This window comes from Wenzhouxiangella sp. XN79A (assembly GCF_012272825.1).
Taxonomy (GTDB): Bacteria; Pseudomonadota; Gammaproteobacteria; order Xanthomonadales; family Wenzhouxiangellaceae.
The window spans coordinates 68,151-85,976 of the sequence record NZ_JAAWWS010000145.1; the positions used below are offsets into that span (position 1 = coordinate 68,151).

19 protein-coding genes are annotated in these 17,826 nt (G+C 67.6%); 4 read left to right on the forward strand and 15 right to left on the reverse strand.

Annotated elements, in window-relative coordinates; genetic code table 11:
- Positions 1-75 precede the first annotated feature (75 nt).
- Both HFP89_RS07035 and xth read left to right on the forward strand, forming a co-directional pair.
- The gene (locus HFP89_RS07035) at positions 76-405 is read left to right on the forward strand and encodes an SET domain-containing protein (RefSeq protein ID WP_168716938.1); all 330 of its coding nucleotides are present in this window, start codon (positions 76-78) and stop codon (positions 403-405) included.
- A gap of 213 nt (positions 406-618) precedes the next feature.
- Positions 619-1,386 (forward strand): exodeoxyribonuclease III, encoded by a 768-nt coding sequence (gene xth, locus HFP89_RS07040; protein ID WP_168716939.1) that lies wholly within the window; start codon positions 619-621, stop codon positions 1,384-1,386.
- Here xth and HFP89_RS07045 read toward each other — a convergent pair.
- From HFP89_RS07045 to HFP89_RS07070, 6 genes are all read right to left on the reverse strand, one after another.
- The gene (locus HFP89_RS07045; protein ID WP_168716940.1) at positions 1,383-3,797 is read right to left on the reverse strand and encodes an ABC transporter permease; all 2,415 of its coding nucleotides are present in this window, start codon (positions 3,795-3,797) and stop codon (positions 1,383-1,385) included. The genes xth and HFP89_RS07045 overlap by 4 nt on opposite strands.
- Before the next feature lie 38 nt (positions 3,798-3,835).
- On the reverse strand, positions 3,836-4,522 hold the full coding sequence (locus HFP89_RS07050; protein WP_168716941.1) for an ABC transporter ATP-binding protein: 687 nt from the start codon (positions 4,520-4,522) through the stop codon (positions 3,836-3,838).
- A gap of 25 nt (positions 4,523-4,547) precedes the next feature.
- Positions 4,548-5,261: an HlyD family efflux transporter periplasmic adaptor subunit gene (locus HFP89_RS07055; RefSeq protein WP_168717116.1), complete on the reverse strand. Its 714-nt coding sequence runs from the start codon at positions 5,259-5,261 to the stop codon at positions 4,548-4,550.
- Positions 5,262-5,951: 690 nt separating this feature from the next.
- Positions 5,952-6,326 (reverse strand): TonB C-terminal domain-containing protein, encoded by a 375-nt coding sequence (locus HFP89_RS07060; protein WP_168716942.1) that lies wholly within the window; start codon positions 6,324-6,326, stop codon positions 5,952-5,954.
- 262 nt (positions 6,327-6,588) lie between these two features.
- Positions 6,589-7,491, reverse strand: a complete 903-nt coding sequence (grxD, locus tag HFP89_RS16295) for a Grx4 family monothiol glutaredoxin (RefSeq protein WP_168716943.1) — start codon at positions 7,489-7,491, stop codon at positions 6,589-6,591.
- Positions 7,492-7,546: 55 nt separating this feature from the next.
- Positions 7,547-8,581, reverse strand: a complete 1,035-nt coding sequence (locus HFP89_RS07070) for a hypothetical protein (RefSeq protein ID WP_168716944.1) — start codon at positions 8,579-8,581, stop codon at positions 7,547-7,549.
- Between the two features lie 48 nt (positions 8,582-8,629).
- Between HFP89_RS07070 and HFP89_RS07075 the strand changes: the two genes are divergently transcribed.
- Entirely contained in the window at positions 8,630-9,121 is a 492-nt protein-coding gene (locus HFP89_RS07075; protein WP_206212253.1) for a GNAT family N-acetyltransferase, read from the forward strand.
- A gap of 55 nt (positions 9,122-9,176) precedes the next feature.
- Here the strand turns inward: HFP89_RS07075 and HFP89_RS07080 are convergent, their stop codons facing one another.
- The 9 genes from HFP89_RS07080 to HFP89_RS07120 form a co-directional block, all read right to left on the reverse strand.
- The gene (locus HFP89_RS07080; protein WP_168716945.1) at positions 9,177-9,743 is read right to left on the reverse strand and encodes a YkvA family protein; all 567 of its coding nucleotides are present in this window, start codon (positions 9,741-9,743) and stop codon (positions 9,177-9,179) included.
- Between the two features lie 98 nt (positions 9,744-9,841).
- A complete protein-coding gene (locus tag HFP89_RS07085) occupies positions 9,842-10,336 on the reverse strand; it encodes an LEA type 2 family protein (protein ID WP_168716946.1) in 495 nt (164 codons plus the stop codon).
- The gene (locus tag HFP89_RS07090; protein ID WP_168716947.1) at positions 10,329-11,333 is read right to left on the reverse strand and encodes an oligopeptide/dipeptide ABC transporter ATP-binding protein; all 1,005 of its coding nucleotides are present in this window, start codon (positions 11,331-11,333) and stop codon (positions 10,329-10,331) included. The genes HFP89_RS07085 and HFP89_RS07090 overlap by 8 nt, the downstream gene beginning before the upstream one ends.
- Positions 11,330-12,310 carry an ABC transporter ATP-binding protein gene (locus tag HFP89_RS07095; RefSeq protein WP_168716948.1) on the reverse strand — a complete coding sequence of 327 codons (981 nt, stop codon included), beginning with the start codon at positions 12,308-12,310 and terminating at the stop codon, positions 11,330-11,332. The genes HFP89_RS07090 and HFP89_RS07095 overlap by 4 nt, the downstream gene beginning before the upstream one ends.
- 847 nt (positions 12,311-13,157) lie before the next feature.
- Positions 13,158-14,072, reverse strand: a complete 915-nt coding sequence (locus HFP89_RS07100) for an ABC transporter permease (protein ID WP_168716949.1) — start codon at positions 14,070-14,072, stop codon at positions 13,158-13,160.
- The gene (locus HFP89_RS07105) at positions 14,069-15,031 is read right to left on the reverse strand and encodes an ABC transporter permease (protein WP_168716950.1); all 963 of its coding nucleotides are present in this window, start codon (positions 15,029-15,031) and stop codon (positions 14,069-14,071) included. The genes HFP89_RS07100 and HFP89_RS07105 overlap by 4 nt, the downstream gene beginning before the upstream one ends.
- 20 nt (positions 15,032-15,051) lie before the next feature.
- Entirely contained in the window at positions 15,052-16,860 is a 1,809-nt protein-coding gene (locus HFP89_RS07110; RefSeq protein ID WP_168716951.1) for an ABC transporter substrate-binding protein, read from the reverse strand.
- 76 nt (positions 16,861-16,936) lie between these two features.
- Positions 16,937-17,119 carry a PLDc N-terminal domain-containing protein gene (locus HFP89_RS07115; RefSeq protein ID WP_168716952.1) on the reverse strand — a complete coding sequence of 61 codons (183 nt, stop codon included), beginning with the start codon at positions 17,117-17,119 and terminating at the stop codon, positions 16,937-16,939.
- Positions 17,120-17,198: 79 nt separating this feature from the next.
- Entirely contained in the window at positions 17,199-17,552 is a 354-nt protein-coding gene (locus HFP89_RS07120) for a Rieske (2Fe-2S) protein (protein ID WP_168716953.1), read from the reverse strand.
- A 37-nt stretch (positions 17,553-17,589) separates the two neighbouring features.
- Here HFP89_RS07120 and HFP89_RS07125 point away from each other — a divergent pair, with 37 nt between their 5' ends.
- Positions 17,590-17,823, forward strand: coding sequence for a hypothetical protein (locus tag HFP89_RS07125; protein ID WP_168716954.1), 234 nt, complete (start codon positions 17,590-17,592; stop codon positions 17,821-17,823).
- Positions 17,824-17,826 lie beyond the last annotated feature (3 nt).

The window sequence follows — 17,826 nt, forward strand, 5'->3', positions numbered from 1 at the left end:
AATGATAGCGCCGGCCCGACCGGTGCACCGGGACGCGGCGCCGAATCGCAGGGCCTGCTCGGCGATAATGAGCGGATGGACAAGAACTACGACGACAACCCCCACGCCTACGTGGCCGATTCGCCGATTCACGGCAAGGGCCTGTTCGCTCGCGTGGACATCGCCGCCGACGACTTCATCGGCACCTACGAAGGCCCCGACACGCTCGAGGACGGCATGCACGTGCTCTGGTTGTGGAACGAAGAGAACGAGCGCTGGGAAGGCATCGACGGCCGGAACGAAATGCGCTTCCTCAACCACGCCCGTCCGCCGAACGCCGAGTGGTACGACAACGACCTCTACGCGCTCCGGGATATCGAGGCGGGCGAGGAGATCACCTTCGATTACGGGGAGGATTGGGAATAGGCGGGCGGTTTCCGGTTTCCGGGTTTAGCAAGGACTTCGAAAAGCGTTTCTCGCAACGACGCAGAGGCGCAGAGAAAGGCAACAAGAGGTGTTCTTCTTGCTGATCCGCGTCCATCCGCGTCCATCTGCGGTCAACGCCTTCCGAATCCCGCTCGATCCAGCTGACGCGCCTGCGCTACCCTTTCGGCCCTTTTCAATGGTGACCGATCGCCGATGAACATCACGTCCTGGAACGTCAATTCGCTGAAGATCCGGCTCGAGCAGGTGCTGGAGTGGATGGAAGCCAACGGGCCCGATGTGCTGGGCCTGCAGGAAACCAAGCTGAAAGACGAGAACTTCCCGGCCGACGCGATCCGGGCGGCGGGGTACCAGGCGGCATTCTCGGGGCAGGCGACGTACAACGGCGTGGCCTTGCTGTCGAAGACGCCGGCCGAGGACCTGCGCACCGATATTCCCGGCTTCGACGATCCGCACAAGCGCACCATCGCCGGCACCTTCGACGGCGTGCGGGTGATCAACCTGTACGTGGTCAACGGCAAGGCCGTCGGCGACGAGAAGTACGAATGGAAGCTGAAGTGGCTGGACGCAGTGACCCGCTGGGTCGAGGCCGAACTGCAGCAGCACGACGAGCTGGTCGTGATCGGCGACTTCAACATCGCGCCCGACGACCGCGACGTCCACGACCCCGAGGAGTGGCACGAGAAGATCCTCTGCTCCACGCCCGAGCGCGAGGCGCTGAAGCGCATGCTCGACCTGGGTTTGACCGACAGCTACCGTCTGTTCGAACAGCCCGAGCGGGTCTACTCCTGGTACGACTACCGCCAGCTGGCGTTTCGTCGGAAACGCGGCCTGCGCATCGACCTGGCGCTGGTGTCCGACGCGCTGAAGGACAAGGTCGTCGCCAGCACCATCGACCTCGAGCCGCGCGCACTCGAGCGGCCGTCGGACCATGCGCCGGTGACCGTGGAGTTGGAGCGCTAATCGTCCTTCAGATGCGCTGCAGGCGGTGCGTGGGCCGATCGCCAGGCCGGCGCGAGGGCTGCGCTCAGCAGGACGACCAGCAGTGCGATGCTCGCGGTGCCGACCATCGCGAACGGCGACTGATCGCTGGGGAGAAGGCCCGGTTCCAGCAGTTCGACCGCGATCCAGGCTGTCGGCGCGGCCAGCACCAGGCCCGGAAGACCCAGTCGCACCGCACGTAGTATCGCCAGCCGGAACAGCGCTGAGGGAGAGGCCCCGATCGAGGCTCGGATCGCGAACTCCCGCCGGTGCGCATCGGCGAGAAACCGCTGGGTCCCGTAGAAGCCGATGGCGGCCAGCGCAATCGTGAGCAGGGCGGCGACGAGCGTGACGCGAAAGCGAGCCCGGTCCTCGGCCACGATGCGCAAGAACTGCGCGTCGAGCGCGTAGACGTCCTGGATCTCGAGCTCCAGCGCGCCGCTCTCGATCCGGTCCTGGATCGCTTCTCGTACACGAGCGGGCGACAAGGAAGTCTTCAGGATAATTCGATCGAGATTGGCGAACGGTGTGGCCTCGACGAACAGCAGAGGATCCTGATCGTCGTCCGGATGCGCCAGCACGACGTCTTCGATCACGGCCGACACGGTTCGCGCCGGCGGCTCGCCCGGGAACGCCGTGACTTCGAAGGTTTCTCCAACGACATCGGCACGACCGAACAGAAGCTGGGCCAGCCGCCGTTCGATCACGACGCTCGATGGATCACCGGGCTCGGGCCAGGCGCCGTGCAGAACGCGGAGTCCGAGAGTGCTGCCATAGCCGATATCCGACGATACCGATTGCACATCCACCGACTCACCGTCCACAGACCAGGCCTGGACACCCATGGTGATGCGGAACTTCCCGCCCGGCACCGGCAGTCCGAAGCCGATCTCCTCGAAGGCGGTGATCCCGTCCAGCGCGACCCGGACGCGATCGCGGCGGGACTGGTGCGCCTCCAGGCTGTTCTGGGCGAAATGCATACTCTGTGCAAAGACCGGGACGATCACGACCACCCGCTCACGGTCATAGCCGAGGTCGCGCTGTTCGAGCTCCCACGCATAGGCGGCAAGCCCCAGCGTGACGGCCGTCACAACGCCGGCGATCACGATCTGGAGTGTCGTGCCGGCGAACTGGAAGCCGCTGATCGGGTGGCCCAGTTTCCGGGTGCCCGAGTGGATGCCGGAGCGATTCATCACGGCGATCGGGGCCGCCGCCGAAATCGCGGCCATCGACAAGGCCACCACGGTCAGGATTCCCACGATGCCTGGATCGAGGATGGTGCCGATCCGCCAGTCGGCGTTCTGGAAAAACGGCAGGGTACGCAGCTGGCCATTCAGCGGGGCGGCCAGGATCAGGGCCAGGATCAGTGCGACCAGCAGGAACACTACCGATTCGACACACAGCTGCTGCGCCAGGCGCAGTTTCGTCGCGCCGAGCGCTTCCCGAATGGCCATCTCGCGAGTTCGCGCAGGGGCTCGGGCCAGCAGATAGAGCCCGGTGTTGATCGCCGCGACCAGGGCCACGAGCAGAGTCAGGGTCAACAGCAACTGCAGCTGACGGAGCTGCTCGTCTCGGGCCGGGGGGTTGAACGTGAAGCCGGGATCGACGCGCAGCCGGCCTTCGGCAGGCACGATGGCGTCGGCGCCGTCGCCGACCAGCCCCGCAATCAGTTCGCGTTCGACCGAGTCGAGCGAGCGCTCGCCCGTCGTGCGTCCGATGACTCGATACAAGGCGATTCGGTTGGCGATGTCGGGTACGCCCATGGTGGCGAACCTGGTGCTGACCAGCGGATCCGCCGGCAGCCACATGGCCGTCCCCTGGCCGAAGCTGGCTTCGACCTCCGGCGCCATCACGCCCACGATCCGCACCGCACCGACGCGTTCCCACGAGGACCCCGCCGGGCCGGGCTGCTCGATCTCGAGGCTCAGCGTCTGCCCCACCACATCGGTTCGACCGCCGAACTGGTGCTCCCAGAAGCGGTGGGAGAGAACAGCCACCGGAGTCGCGTCGACAGCATGATCGGCGGGCTCGAGACCTCGTCCGATCAGAACCCGGGGGCGAAGGCCGCCGAAGTACTCCGTCGTGACCCATTCCGATGAAACCTCTCCGTTTCGACCGTCCGTCGACCAACGAACGAGGTTCGAGGTGATTCCGACGGCGGACTCGAGGCCCGTCGATGCTTCCTGCACAAGATCGATCTGGGGTCTTGAGACGCCTTGCGGATGACCATCCAGGATGAACGAGATCGTAATCAACTGGTCCGGTTCGGCGAATCCCTTCGGCGGGGCCGGTCGAAGCGTGTCGTACAGTGTTAAGAACGAAGCCAGAAAGGCCAGCGCTGTGGCCAATGCGAGAATGATCAGCAGGCTCGCAACCGGGCTGGCCCGATGCACGCGCCAGGCCTGAACCAGGTCGTGCTGTAGCGACTGGATCATCGGTCCCCGAGCAGCCGTCCGTCCAGCATCTGGACCCGTCGATGGGCGCGGCGGGCGTAGTCCGGATTGTGCGTCACGGTCAGCAGGGTCACGCCGTTGTCGACCAGGGAGTCGAGCAGGTCCATGATCCGGTCGCTGTTCTCCTGGTCCAGGTTGCCGGTCGGCTCGTCGGCCAGGATGAGCGAGGGATCGCCGATCAAGGCACGAGCAATGGCTGCCCGCTGTTGCTGCCCGCCGGAGAGCTGGTTCGGCCGGTGGTCGGCGCGCTCCTGGAGTCCGACCTGATCGAGCAGCGAAGCGGCCTTGTCCAATTGCTGCTTGCGGGAAAAGCCACCACGATAGTGCAGGGGAAGCGCAACGTTCTCCAGAACCGTCATTTCCTGAATGAGATTGAAGCTCTGAAAAACAAAGCCGATTTCCCGATTGCGCAGTCGAGCACGCTCCCGGAGATCGATTTCGCCAACCGGAACACCGGCGAGGCGATACTCGCCGAGATCGAAGTCTTCCAGCAGCCCGATGACCGAAAGCAGCGTCGATTTCCCGCAGCCGGAGGGTCCTTCGATCGATACGTAGTCGCCGGCCCGGATTTCGAGATCGACTCCGGCCAGAGCGTGCGTTTCCAGCGTGTCGGTTCGATAGATCCGATGCACGCTCTTCATCGCGATGATCGTGGAGTCGCTCATGACAGTTCCGAGACTCGTTGACGCGTCACTGGAGGCGCAGTTCGTCATGGTCCAACCAATCGCTCATATCGGCGAGGATCACCCGGTCGCCTTCGGCCAGTCCGGCGAGAACTTCCACTTCCCGCGCCGATCGCCGGCCGAGCTGCAGCTGAGTTCTCATGGCCCGGTCTTCATCTTCGGTCAGACGGAACACGGTGAACCGCTCCGAGCCGTCTTCCAGCAGAGCCGGACGCGGAAGCTTCAGCGCGTTCTCGATCCGGTCGATCTCGATACGGGAGGCTACGCTCAGGTCCGGACGCAATCCCTCCGGCAGCGGCTTCTCAAGTGCGAGGTCGACATCCACCAGACGATTGCGAACACCCGGATCGATGCGTTCGACCCGCGCCTGAATCACGTTCCGGCCTACCTCGATGCGTGCGGATAGTCCGATATCGAGGCGGCCAGCATCCCGTTCGCTGACTCCCACTCTCGCAATCAGGTGGCTCGTGTCGACGATGCGCGCCAGAGCCGAGCCCGCGCCGAGACGCTCACCTTCTTCCGCGTCGATCTCCAGAACTGTGCCGACAACCCCTGCGCGGACCTCCAGACCCAGCTTCTGCCGCTCCAGTCGTGCGACGCGATCGCGCTGGGTCGCCAGGCGGGCGGCAGCGGCTTCCCGTTCGGCTTCCTGGACACTTGCATAGCGCTCGAGGCGGGCTTGCTTCGCCTCCAGCCGCTTCTGCAGTTGATCGGCCTTCAGGCGGGTCCGTTCGACCTCGAGCGTGGACTAGACCTGTCCTTCACCAAGGCGTTCCTGCGCATCCAGTTCCAGCTGGGTCGAGATGAACTCGGCGTTGGCGCTGGCGACTTCTGCCTCGAGATCGAGAAGACGATTTTCCGATTCGATGCGCTCGAGAGCGGTTTCCGCTTCGATCTCTTCGAGGCGCCATCGAGCCTCGGCCAGTTCCTCTTCCAGCGCCGGTGCCACGAGTGTCACCAGGACCGTATCAGCATCGACCCGGGCACCGGCCAGGACATGGACCTGTTCGACGACGCCCTCGGTCCGATTGGTGACCGCACGGATGTCCGGTGCGATCAGACGGCCCGCAGCGGTGACTTCGTCGACTAGGGGGCCGCGGACCACGTCACCGAACCAGACAGAGTCCGCTTCGATAGCGGCAGGTCGCTGCGCCAGGGACGCGGCATAGGTCAGCAGCAGTATGGCCAGCGCCAGGATCGCGATGATGCTCGTGGTTCGACGCGTCCATCGTTTTCGGGGATCGGTTCGCCGTATGTCCATGATCGAAGCCTTCGACGTTCGGGTCGGGGCTGACGGGTCAGCCGGTGCAATCGCTCTCGCGCGTCCTTGTCAAGGTCGAAGGGATGCACTGGACGGGCGGCTCCGACGCTGCTTGATCCGACTGCGGTGTCGACGCCGAGTTCAACGGACTCACATTTCGAAGGGGAGGATGTAGGTCGGCGGGGGGGCGGCCGGGTCCAGCGGCTCGTACAGATACTCTCCGATCGCATCGAGGACAGCGCGGTCGTACGCTTCCACGCCCGAAGATTCGATCACGCGTCCGGCCACGGTGCCGTCGTTCTTGATCAGCATTTCGAATCGAGTCTTCAGCCGCCGATCGGAATTCTCCGGGGCCATATCGATGAGTCGCATTGCCCGCATACGCTCGTCGGAGGGTCGGCGAACGACCTTCCAGTGTTGCTCGATCCGATCATGTGATTCGACAACGGCTGCAGATGCCCAGTCTTCGGGCGTTGCGGCACGGGCAGCGCCAGCAATCAGGATTGCAACCAGAAAGAATCTCATACGCGGATTCCCCCCTCGATCGCCAGGAAAATTGCGGTGCCGAATTGATTTTCGTTGCGAGGGACGAGCGAGCGACACCGCCAACATGGCCGATTGCCCGCCCCGTCTGCCAAGACTAGCGCAGGAAACGCAAGGCGGTCAATCGTGCTGCCGGAACGGTCGGACCATGCGCCGGTGATGATGGCGTTGGAGCGCTAGAGAATCGGCCGGTGCGCGCCGGGCGCGCATCGGGGGAGGGAGCTCAGCCGATCAGCGCCAGGCGTCAGCCCATCAGGGCGTTCACGCCGCCGGTCAGGTTGTAGACCTGTTCGAAGCCCTGCTTGCGGTAGTGCTCGGCGACGTCCATGCTCGACTGGCCGAGGTTGCAGATGAAGACCAGCGGCGTGGTGCGGTCGGCGTCCTTGAGCTCGGCCATCAGGCTGGCGTCGAGCGGGCGGGCGAAGTCCAGTGGGGTGCGATCTCGATCCGCTTCGCCGCGGACGTCGACGCAGACGATGCGCTCGCCGCCGTTGATCTTCTGCTGCAGCTCGTCCGGCGACAGCTCACGGACCGGCGGCGGTGCGCCGGGCAGGTCGAGCTTCAGGCCTTCGCCGTGCACACTGGAGACCCAGTCGATCTTCGCGCCCTTCGCGCGCTGGGCCGAGGCCAGGTCCATCAGCACGGTCAGCTCGCCGGCAGTGGCCTCGATCTCGGTGCCGCTCTTCGGTCCGACGTTGAACTGGGCATCCCAGTCCGCGCCGATCGAGAAGTGCAGGAACTGGCCGGGATAGCCGGCCAGGAACTCGCCGATCTTCGCGGCCGCTTCGGGCGTGATCTCGATCTCCGGCGGGGTGCGGTCGGGCGCTTCGAGGCCGAACAGGTCGTGCAGTTCACCGGCGTTGAACATTTCCATGACGATGTCGCAGCCGCCGACCAGCTCACCATCCACGTACAGCTGCGGGATCGTCGGCCAATTGCCGAACGCCTTGATGCCTTCGCGGATTTCCGGGTCCTCGAGCACGTTGAACGAGGCGTAGCCGTCCGGGAGCAGGCTGTCCAGCGCGCCGACGGTGCGCGCCGAGAAGCCGCACTGGGGCATCTTCGGGGTGCCTTTCATGAACAGCATCACCTTGTTGCCGGTGACCATGTCGTGGATGCGATCGCGGGTGGCGGAGTCGAGGCTCATGGCAATGTCCGTGGGTGCGTGATGCGGAACAGGGTGGGGCCGACGGCCTTCGGAATCAAGCGTCGGCGGCGGGGTCGAGCGATTGATTCAGCGTCTTCTTCAGTGCCGGAATGGCCTCGGCGACCAGCGGCAGTGCCCGCACACGGCGGCCGTCGACGACGGCATCGAAGCCGATCAGTCCGATGTCGGGATGCTGCAGGGTCTCTATGCCGGTCGCGGTTTCTTCGGATACCCCGATCGGACCGCGGTCGATCCGGATCCAGCGCTGCTCGGGATCGAGCTCGGCCGCCGGGTCGTCGACCGAGGCCCGCCACGGGACCAGGTGGGTTTCGAGCAAAGCGACGGTCTGACGGAACGCGCGCAGCCACAGCGCGTCGCCGTCGCTCGGCTCGTCGGCCGGCAGGCGGAACGGCAGCGTCCAGCCGCCGGCCTGGCCGTCCCAGCGCGCTTCGAGCCCGGCCGGCAGCGCGAGCACCGCGTCCTCGTCGGGCGCGACCAGGGTGTGTTCGATCGGCGGCCAGAACGGGTCCAGCCCGGCCCCGGCCAGCTGCATCTTGACCAGCGCGGCGAGGTCGGCCCAGGTCATCAGCTGGCCGTGGACCGGCTCCAGCCCGGTGGCCTGGGCCAGCGCGGCCAGCGACGGCGGGTGCAGCCCACCGGTGTCGAACAGCGCCTGCTCCAGATCGGCCGAAATGGCCTCGCCGCGATCGGCCGGGGCCAGCAGCAGCAGCGGCAGGACCAGGAACAGGCCGTCCGGCGGCTCGCGGACCGGGCGCAGGATGTCGTGCGAAAGTCGGCCGCCGGCCGCGCCCAGCGTGGTCAGGCCCGGTTCGTCGGCCGCACCCGCCACGGTCTGCATCGCGGTGTAGGGGGCGTGGCCCGGGCTGAGCACCTGGCCCGGTTCGAGCAGGGCCGGGCCGGTGATCAGGCGGGCCCCGGTGACCGACGGCACGCAGCGGGCCAGGTCGTCGCCGATCGCACCGCCGACCGTTTCGGCGTCGTCGCGTTCGAGCACGTAGCGCGCGCCCGGCGGCGGCGGGCGGAGCTCGATGCCGGCGACGAGTCGGATAGGATGCAGGGAATCGGCCATGGGGTTCGTGGTCGTCGAGATCGAATCGCTGAGGATGGCGCCCGCCCGATGAACGACGCAACGCAGGAACACGAGATGATAGCGCCGGCGCTGGAATGGCGCGTGCAGCGCTTCGACGAATTCGACCCGGCCACGCTCTACGCGCTGCTTGCCGCGCGCGTGGATGTGTTCGTTGTCGAGCAGGCCTGTCCGTATCCCGAGCTCGACGGCCGGGACGCCGACGCGCTGCACGTGAGCGCCTGGCAGGGCGATGTGCCGGCCGGCTACGCGCGGCTTGTGCCGCCCGGCGGACGGTTCGTCGAGCCATCGATCGGGCGCGTCCTGACGACCGCGGCATTCCGCGGGACGGGTCTGGGCCGGGTGCTGATGCAGCGCGCGATCGAGACGGTCGAGGCCGAGTGGCCGGGGCGGGCCATCCGCGTTTCGGCCCAGCAGCATCTCGAGCGCTTCTATGCCTCGCTGGGCTTCGTCGCCGACTCGGCGGTCTACGACGAGGACGGCATTCCGCACGTCGACATGCTGCGCGCGGCGCGGGCCTGAACGAAGCGCGCCCCGACAAGCGGGGCGCGTTCGAGAGCATGCAGCAGGACGGTGTTCAGAACAGGCCGAACGGCGATTTCCCGCCGCCGCCGCCCCCGCCGCCGCGACGGCGTCGGCGACGCATCCGCGACAGCAGCTCGCGCTCGCGCTGTTTCAGGAAATCGCCCCGGTTGAGTTCTTCGGCCGGTCTGCCCAGGCGCGCGGCTTCTGCATCCCGGTACTTGATGAAGTCCTGGTAGGCGTCGATCTCCGGCTTCAGCTCGCGGCACATCAGTTCGATCATGATCGCGTCGTCGAGGAAGCCGATGCCCGGCAGGTGATCCGGGATCAGGTCTTCGGGCTGGTTGAAGTAGGCCAGTGCGGCCAGCACGCGGCGGCGGCCGACCTCGCCCAGGCCCCAGCCCTCGTCGGCCAGCATATTGCTGAGCAGCTGGATCTGGCCGATCTTTTCGCGAATGAAATCGGAGGTCACTTTCTCGTTGACCTCGTCGAGCAGTTCGTGCGCGCCGGCGATGATCTGCTCCGGCGATTTCTTCTGCGAGGTCTCGACCGCCTTCCTGGCAAGGCCCCGGAAATGCTCGAGGTCGTGGTCGGACAGGTCGAGGACGATGCGAATGCTCATTGGCGAATCCTTGTTGAAGGCAAGTCGGTTTCCGCGGCTAGGATAGCCAATTCACCTGCCGGCTGCATCCGCCACAGGTCACGATGTCACGGGGTCCCCTAGCGGAATCGCCCCGGCCGGCCCGGGACCGGGTGCAGGAACCCGCTGCGCTGGATTCGCCCGTCGCGGCTTCCCTCCGATGTCCAGCGCCCGGACAACTCGTAGGCCAGCGGTTGCCGTTCGCCGCGCTGCAGCGCCTCGAAGGCCCCGAGCACCGCGTCGCTGGCCGCCAGGCGCAGCTCGACCGCTTCGCGGCTGCGCGGCCCGATGACGAGCGCCAGCGGCCACTCCTGCGGTTCGAGCGTCTGGCTGCCGAGGGTCACCTCCAGCGCCGCGCCGGTCAGCGCCAGCGGCACGTCGTTGCGGTTGACGACGAGCACGCGCAGCACCAGCGTGTCGCCGTCGATCCGGACGCCATCGAGATCCGAGCCCGGCGGCGCGGAGCGCACTTCGACCGGCCCGCAGCCGGCCAGCGTCAGCAGCAGGCCGACCGCCGCCAGCAGCGTTGCGAGCGCCGATCGTGCGGCGTGTGCCGGGGCGGGGCGGTCAGTCATCGAAGTGCTCGTCGATCTCCGGATCGTGCAGGTGGCAGCGCACGCGGTGCGACTCCCCCGCCGTGCCCAGTTCGATTTCGCGTGGCGCCATGCTACGACAGATCGGCCTTGCGTGCGGGCACCGGGTGTGGAATCGACAGCCGCTGGGCGGCTCGACCGGTGACGGGACCTCGCCGACCAGCGGCGCGCGGTGGCCGCGATGGCCGGATGCCGGCCGCGGCACCGCGTCGATCAGCGCCCGGGTGTAGGGATGGGCCGGCTGCGCATAGAGCCGGCGCGACGAGGCCTGCTCGACGATCTCGCCGAGGTACATCACCGCGACCCGGTCGCTGATGTGCTGGACCACCGCAAGGTCGTGGGCAATGAACAGGTAGGCCAGGCCCAGTTCCTGCTGCAGATCGGCCAGCAGGTTCAGGATCTGTGACTGGACCGAGACGTCCAGCGCCGACACGGCCTCGTCGGCAATGATCAGCTGCGGTTCGACGGCCAGCGCCCGAGCGATGCCGATCCGCTGCCGCTGGCCGCCGGAAAAGGCGTGCGGGTAGCGCGGCAGCGCCGACGGCCCGAGCCCGACCCGGGCCAGCAGCTCGCCGACCCGCCCCGCCCGCGACGCCGGCGTGCCGATTCGATGCCAGTCCAGCGGCTCGCGCAGGATCTGCTCCACGGTCCGGCGCGGCGGCAGCGATGCGTACGGGTCCTGGAAGATCATCTGCACGTGCTTGCGCTGCGCGGTCAGCGCCCGGCCGTCCAGGGCGGTCAGGGATTCACCGTTCAGCCGGACCTCGCCGGCGGTCGGCTCGACCAGCCGCAGCAGCGCGCGGCCGAGCGTCGACTTGCCGCAGCCGGATTCGCCGACCAGGCCCAGCGTTTCGCCGGCCGCGAGCTCGAACGACACGCCGTCGACCGCGCGCAGCCAGCGCGCCGGCGACCACGGCCAGCCGCCGCGCAGCCGGTAGTGCTTGACCAGGCCGCGGACCTCGAGCAGCGCTGTGGTCATCGGCCGTCTCCGGCCGGATGCAGGCAGGCGGCGACGCTTTCGCCGATCGGGCGCAGCGCCGGCGGCGCGGCGCGGCAGGCGGCGTCGGCGTAGGCACAGCGCGGCGCAAATCGACAGCCCGACGGCCAGCGTCCCGGCTCGGGCACGGTGCCGGGGATCGTCGGCAGGCGTTCGATCGGCACCTCGCGGATCCGCGGCACCGCGGCGACCAGGCCCTCGGTGTAGCGATGGCGCGGCTGGCGGAACACCGCGTCGACCGGCGCTTGTTCGACGATCCGGCCGCAGTACATCACCGCCACTCGATCGCAGACCTCGGCGATCACGCCCAGGTCATGGGTGACCAGGATCACCGCCGTGCCCAGCGCCTCGGTCAGCTCGCGGATCTCGGCCAGCACCTGGGCCTGGGTGGTCACGTCCAGCGCCGTGGTCGGTTCGTCGGCAATCAGCAGCCGCGGTCGGCAGGCCAGTGCCATCGCGATCATGATCCGCTGGCGCAGTCCGCCCGACAGCTCGTGCGGGTACTCGTCCATCCGCGCGGCCGCGCGCGGAATGCCCACGCGTTCCAGCATCTCCACGGCCCGCCGGCGCGCCTGCCGCCGATCCAGTGGCTCGTGCCGGCGCAGCACGTCGATGAGCTGCCGACCGACCGTGAACACCGGGTTCAGCGCGGTCATCGGCTCCTGGAAGATCATCGACATCGTCTTGCCGCGCAGGCTGCGCAGCGTCTTTTCCGGCGCGCCGACGCACTCGAAGCCCTCGAACCGCACCGACCCGTCCACGACCCGGCCCGGCGGACTCGGCACCAGGCCCATCAGGGCCAGCCCGGTGACCGACTTGCCGCAGCCCGACTCGCCGACCAGGCCCAGGGTCTCGCCGGCGGCGAGCTCGAAGGAGATGCCGTCGACGGCGCGCACCGGGCCGTGGCGGGCGTCGAAGTCGATGGTCAGATTCTCGACGTGCAGCAGCGGCGGGGTCATCGCTGCGCCCCTCGGTTCCGGTGGTCGGGTTCGGCCGCAACCGCAACCGCAACTGCAACTGCAAAAGGAGAAGCAAAAGCCAAAGCGTTTCGCCCGCCCGCTTCGCGGGCTGATGGCGAGGTACTTTTGGTGCGCCAAAAGTACCCAAAAGCGCTCATGCCGCAATGGCGCCCGAGCTGCGCTCGGGTTCCCTGCGATGCTCGCGCCGGGCGGGGTCCGTCGAACTCGCTGCGCGCCTGCGGCGCTCCGCTCAGACATTGCGACGGCCCTCTTTCCGCCCGGCGCTGCGCTTCTCGGCGCCATCGAGGCAGATTCACCCCGACGCCGCGGAACGGCAGTCGCCAACTCTGGCCTGATGGAGGCCCCTTACGGGCGAAGGGTGGTCCCTGCAGAAGCCGTTCGCGCGCAAGCGCCCTCCAACAAGCGGGACGGAGTGCGAGTTGGCATTTGACTTGCCCCGCCGTCAGCGCCGCCGAGAAGCGCAGGGGCGAGCGGATGACGCTGAAAAGATGTCTGAGCGGAGCGCCACAGGCGCGCAGCGAGTTCTTTTCAGCCCGCTCGCACCGAGCATCGCAGGGCACCCGGCCGCAGGCCGGGCGGCGATGTTCGCGCAGCCCTTTTGGGTACTTTTGGGGCCACAAAAGTACCTCGCCATCAGCCCGCGCAGCGGGCGGGCGAAACGCCTTTGATCTAGATGATCGGTAGCCGTTGTGGAAAAGATGCCGAACGGCGGCAAACGAAACTCGCCACGGCTGCCCCGCGCCGCCCGGCCGCGCGGATCCATGGCCGGCGCCCGGTCGGGAGCACCGAAGAATCCACCCCCGGGCCATCGGAACGAACACGCTGATCATCGTTTTACCGCCCGCTTCGGATCCAGCGCATCCTGCAACCCGTCGGCAAACAGGTTGAAGCCCATCACCAGCACGAACAGGAACCCCGAGGCGGCGATGAAGTTCATGTAGTGGCCGGCCAGCACTTCCTGGCTCGACTCGGCGATCATCAGGCCCCAGCTGACGCCGTCCTGGATGCCCAGGCCGAGGAAGCTGAGGATGACTTCGGACTTGATCGCGGCCACGAAGGTGATGGTGGCCTGGACCAGCAGCACCGGCACGGTGTTGGGCAGGATGTGGCGGAACAGGACGATCCGGTGGGGCAGGCCCAGCGCTCGGGCGGCTTCGACGAACTCGCGGTTCTTCAGGCGCAGCACTTCGCCGCGGACCAGGCGACCGGTGGTGGTCCAGAAGGTCGCGGTCATCGCGATGTGCATGGCCCAGGGGTTGCCCTTCAGCGCGAAGGCGACGGCGGCGACGAACAGGTAGAACGGGATGGCGTCCAGCGTGCCCTTCAGCCACAGGATGATCGAATCGATCCAGCTGCCGGCACTGTAGCCGGCCAGCCCGCCGAGCACGGCGCCGAGGACGGTCGAGGCCACGGCGACGAGGACGCCGACTTCGAACGCGGTGCGGGTCGAGGCCACGGCGCGCTGGAAGATGTCCTGGCCGAGCAGGTTGGTGCCCAGCCAGTGGTCGGCCGACGGCCCGGCCCAGCGCTGATCGCCGAGCTCGGACCAGCCGGTGGCCCAGAGCCCCAGCCAGGCGCCGAGCGCCATGATGAAACAGACCAGCACGGTCAACAGGCCGGTCACGGCCCAGCGGTCGGCCAGGAAGGCCGCGCGCGCGTCCTGCAGCGGCGTGCGGGCGTCGACGTCGGCCGTCAGTGGGGCGTCGGCGCCGGGATTCATGTCGGGCCTCGGCGTGCTCACGCGGCCTCCGCTCGGTCCAGCGACACGCGTGGATCGAGCCAGGTGTAGAGCACGTCGGCGGCGATGAGGATGACGACGAACAGCAGCGCGGTCAGTCCGACGACGGCCTTCAGCACCGGCTGGTCGCCGGAGGTGATCGCCTCGAAGGTGGCCTTGCCGATGCCGGGGATGCCGAAGTAGCTCTCGATCAGCAGGCTGCCGGAGACCACGACGAGCGGAATCGAGAACAGCACCCGGGTCACGATCGGGATCATCGCGTTCATCAGCACGTTCTTCATCATCACCGACAGCGGGCCGGCGCCGAAGGCGCGCGCGGTGCGGACGTGGTCGCGGCCCAGTTCCTCGACCAGCACGGCGCGGAAGAAGCGGGTGTTGTAGCCCAGTGCGACGAACACCGAGGCCAGCGTCGGTACGGTCACGTAGTAGAGATAACTCGGCAGGTCGTGGACGTTCCAGCCGCGCACCGGAAACCAGCCCAGGACCACGCCGAACAGGGCCTGGAAGGCCACGATGACGACCAGGAAGCTGATCGACATGCCGACCACCGAGAAGCCCATGATGAGCTTGTCGATCCAGCCGCCCCGGTGCCAGGCGGCGAGCAGGCCGAACGCGATGCCGAGCAGGTTGCCGAGCACGAAGCCGGGCGCCAGCAGCGCCAGCGACACCGGCAGCGTTCGGGCCAATAGCGAGGTGACCCGCTCACCGGAGCTGAACGAGTGACCGAAGTCCAGCGTGACGAGTTCGCGCAGGTAGTCGATGTAGCGCCACCAGAACGGCCGATCGTAGCCCAGCTGAGCGCGAACGCTCGCGATCTCTTCGGCGGTCGGGTTCTTCGACAGCAGCGTGTAGGTCAGGTCCGGGCCGTAGTAGACCATCAGCACGAAACTGATCAACGTGACGCCGAGCACCAGCGGAATGCCGCCGGCCAGTTTGCGCAGGACGAGCCGGAGGGTGTTCATTCAGGCATCGCCGGGTCGCGTCATCCGTCGGCCTGATCGGGCTCGACGAGGTCGACGAAGCGCATGAAGTAGCCGGCCAGGATCTCGCGGTCCGGCACCATGATGGCATCCTTGTGCCACAGGTGGATGCGGGTCCGGGACAGGCCGCTGATCGTGACGCAGTCGTCGATGACCATGCGGTTCATCTCGCGATACAGCGCGGTCCGCTCCGGGCCGGGCTGCATCGTGCGGCTGCGTTCGTAGAGCGCGTCGAACTCGGGGTTGCGGTAGTTGAAGTTGTTCGATCCCGGGGAGGCGTTCGGCCCGTAGAACAGCTGCAGGGTGTTCTGGGCATCGGGGTAGTCCAGCGTCCAGGCCAGATAGAACAGGTCGACGCGAAGGGTCTTCACCGCTTCGTAGTAGTCGCCGAAGGTGGCAAAGGTCTCGGGCACCAGCCGGTCGACCGGGTACCCGATGTCGCCGAGCTGGGCGCGCAGCTGCTCGAACATCTGCCGCTGCTGGACGGCCGACACGAAGCCGTAGGTCAGGGTCGGCAGCGAGGCCTCGTCCCACCCGTACTCGGCCAGCCGCTGGCGTGCCCCCTCGACATCGCGGGTGATCGAGGCCTCGGACAGCGTCGGATCGAATTCCGGCACCACCGGCGGAATCACGCCGGGAAACACCTCGGCCAGGCCGTAGTAGAACGTGTCGTTGCGGGCCTGCCAGTCGAAGGCGTCGCGAACCGCGCAGCGGAACGCTCGATTGGCCGCGTCCTGGTCGGGGTCGGGGTGGTGGCCGAAGCGCGGGTCGTCCATGTTGAACCCGCCGTAGACGAAGCCGGCCTCGAGACCGGCCATGCCGTGATACTTCGCCTCGATCTCGTCGGTGAACCGGATCGGCGAACGGCGGGCCAGCACCCGGTCGACCTGCTCGTTGGGCACCATCACGTTGTGGACCTCGTTGCCGCGGGCAAAGCTGGACCAGCGCGCGGCGTTTTCCTCGATGAAGTGGATTTCCAGACCATCGAGGAACGGATAGCGGCCGCCGTCCAGCGACTCCAGGCCGAGTCCGGCATGGCGCTCGGGGTCGAAGCCCTCGGCGGCCAGGTCCAGCGGGTCGCGGACGAAGTGGGGGTTGGCCTCGAAGGTGGCGCGGGCGGAATCGAACGAGGTCAGTCGGAACGGCCCCGACCCGACCGGGCGGATGGCGAACTCGCGGCCGTGGTGCTCGACGGCCTCGCGCGGCACCAGCGCCGAAAACGCGGTGGCGAAGGTATAGGTCAGCTGCGGGAACGGCTCGAGCAGGTGGACCTCGAGGGTATCGTCGTCGATCGGCTTCAGGCCCTCGACGGGGCGATCGTAGTCGGCGCCGGCCTCGGCCCACTCGGCCATGCCGACGATCCGGCCCTGCCACAGCCAGGCGCCCCGGGAGCGGGTTGCCGGGTCGAAATGGCGCTGGAGCGAATAGACCAGGTCGTGGACCGTGACCGCGCGGCCGATGCCGCCGGCAAAGGCCGGATCGTCGGTGAAGCGCGCGTCGTCGCGGATCCGGAAGGTGTAGACGAGGCCGTCGTCGGAGACCTCGGGCAGGCCGAGCGCCAGGTTCGGCGTCAGTTCGTAGGGCCGGGCCAGGTACTTGTAGCGGTACAGGGTGTCGAACACGTTGACCACCACCACCGAGCTGTAGATGGTCGCCGACTGGGCCGGATCGAGGCTGGTCGGCGTACCGTCGATCGAATGCCGGTAGACCTTGCCCTGCGGCGGCGGGCTGCCGCCGCAGGCCGACAGCAGCGCCGCGACGACAAGCGCGAGAACGAAGCCGGGGATCGGGCGAATGAGGGTCGAACGCATGTGCGAAGTTCCTGGGATCCAGGCCAGCCCCGAGGGTAGTCGATTCCGCCCCGTGTCAGGTCATCGCGCCGCGGGTTCAGCCCTTGCCCTTGGGGCCGAGGAACAACCAGAACAGGAAGCCGATCACCGGGAACACCAGCAGGATCAGGATCCACAGCACCCGGACGACCAGCCCGACGCGGGCCTGGGCGGTCCTGACGATGGCCCAGACGACGATGACCAGCCAGATCAGTCCGAGAAGTCCGATTTCGAGACCCATGGAACACTCCTTCGTGCGCGACGCCGGCCTGCATTATCACGTGAACGGTGCCGGCGAGTCGACCGTTCTCCGCTTCGGGTCAGCCCTCGGGCTGGAGGTGGATGCCGTCGTCGGCCTCGGCGATCGGTACGGCGCGCAGCCGGTCGCCCCGGCACGGGCCGCCGACGCACTTGCCGTCCAGCGGTTCGAACACCGCGCCGTGGGCGGCGCAGACCAGCCGGCCTTCGCCGTCGACGAGGAACCTGTCCGGCGCGTAGTTGAGGCTGCGTCCGGCGTGCGGGCAGACATTCAACCACGCCCGTGGCGTACCCTGTTGCCGGGTCAGGACCAGCCACAGCGGCTGGCCATCACGTTCGGCCTGCGCTTCCCGGAAGGCGCCCTCGGGCAGGTCTTCGGCATTCAGCAGGAACTGTCCGGTGCGTTCGGAGGTCATGGTAGGTATGACAAGGTACCGAGCCTCATTCTATCGCGTGCCCGAAAGCCCGCTGGCCCGGTTCGGGCTGGCGCTGCTGGGCGTGGCCCTGCTTGCGGTCAGTTTCTTCGTCGGCCTGGTGTTCCTGGCGGTGGCTGCCGGCCTGGCGATTCTCGGCAGCATCGCGCTGTCGATCCGCAGCTGGTGGCTGGGCCGCCGGGGCGGCACGCGTCCCGACGACGACCTGGTCGAAGTCGAATACCGGATCGTCGATCGCCAGCGCGACGATTGATTC

Coding starts and splice junctions, on each gene's coding strand:
- HFP89_RS07110 (WP_168716951.1), bottom strand. CDS start 16,860: ATGCGTTCGACCCTCATTCGCCCGATCCCCGGCTTCGTTCTCGCGCTT.
- HFP89_RS07115 (WP_168716952.1), bottom strand. CDS start 17,119: ATGGGTCTCGAAATCGGACTTCTCGGACTGATCTGGCTGGTCATCGTC.
- grxD (WP_168716943.1), bottom strand. CDS start 7,491: ATGAGCCTCGACTCCGCCACCCGCGATCGCATCCACGACATGGTCACC.
- HFP89_RS07085 (WP_168716946.1), bottom strand. CDS start 10,336: ATGACTGACCGCCCCGCCCCGGCACACGCCGCACGATCGGCGCTCGCA.
- HFP89_RS07120 (WP_168716953.1), bottom strand. CDS start 17,552: ATGACCTCCGAACGCACCGGACAGTTCCTGCTGAATGCCGAAGACCTG.
- HFP89_RS07080 (WP_168716945.1), bottom strand. CDS start 9,743: ATGAGCATTCGCATCGTCCTCGACCTGTCCGACCACGACCTCGAGCAT.
- xth (WP_168716939.1), top strand. CDS start 619: ATGAACATCACGTCCTGGAACGTCAATTCGCTGAAGATCCGGCTCGAG.
- HFP89_RS07035 (WP_168716938.1), top strand. CDS start 76: ATGGACAAGAACTACGACGACAACCCCCACGCCTACGTGGCCGATTCG.
- HFP89_RS07095 (WP_168716948.1), bottom strand. CDS start 12,310: ATGACCCCGCCGCTGCTGCACGTCGAGAATCTGACCATCGACTTCGAC.
- HFP89_RS07105 (WP_168716950.1), bottom strand. CDS start 15,031: ATGAACACCCTCCGGCTCGTCCTGCGCAAACTGGCCGGCGGCATTCCG.
- HFP89_RS07070 (WP_168716944.1), bottom strand. CDS start 8,581: ATGGCCGATTCCCTGCATCCTATCCGACTCGTCGCCGGCATCGAGCTC.
- HFP89_RS07090 (WP_168716947.1), bottom strand. CDS start 11,333: ATGACCACAGCGCTGCTCGAGGTCCGCGGCCTGGTCAAGCACTACCGG.
- HFP89_RS07075 (WP_206212253.1), top strand. CDS start 8,630: ATGAACGACGCAACGCAGGAACACGAGATGATAGCGCCGGCGCTGGAA.
- HFP89_RS07050 (WP_168716941.1), bottom strand. CDS start 4,522: ATGAGCGACTCCACGATCATCGCGATGAAGAGCGTGCATCGGATCTAT.
- HFP89_RS07060 (WP_168716942.1), bottom strand. CDS start 6,326: ATGAGATTCTTTCTGGTTGCAATCCTGATTGCTGGCGCTGCCCGTGCC.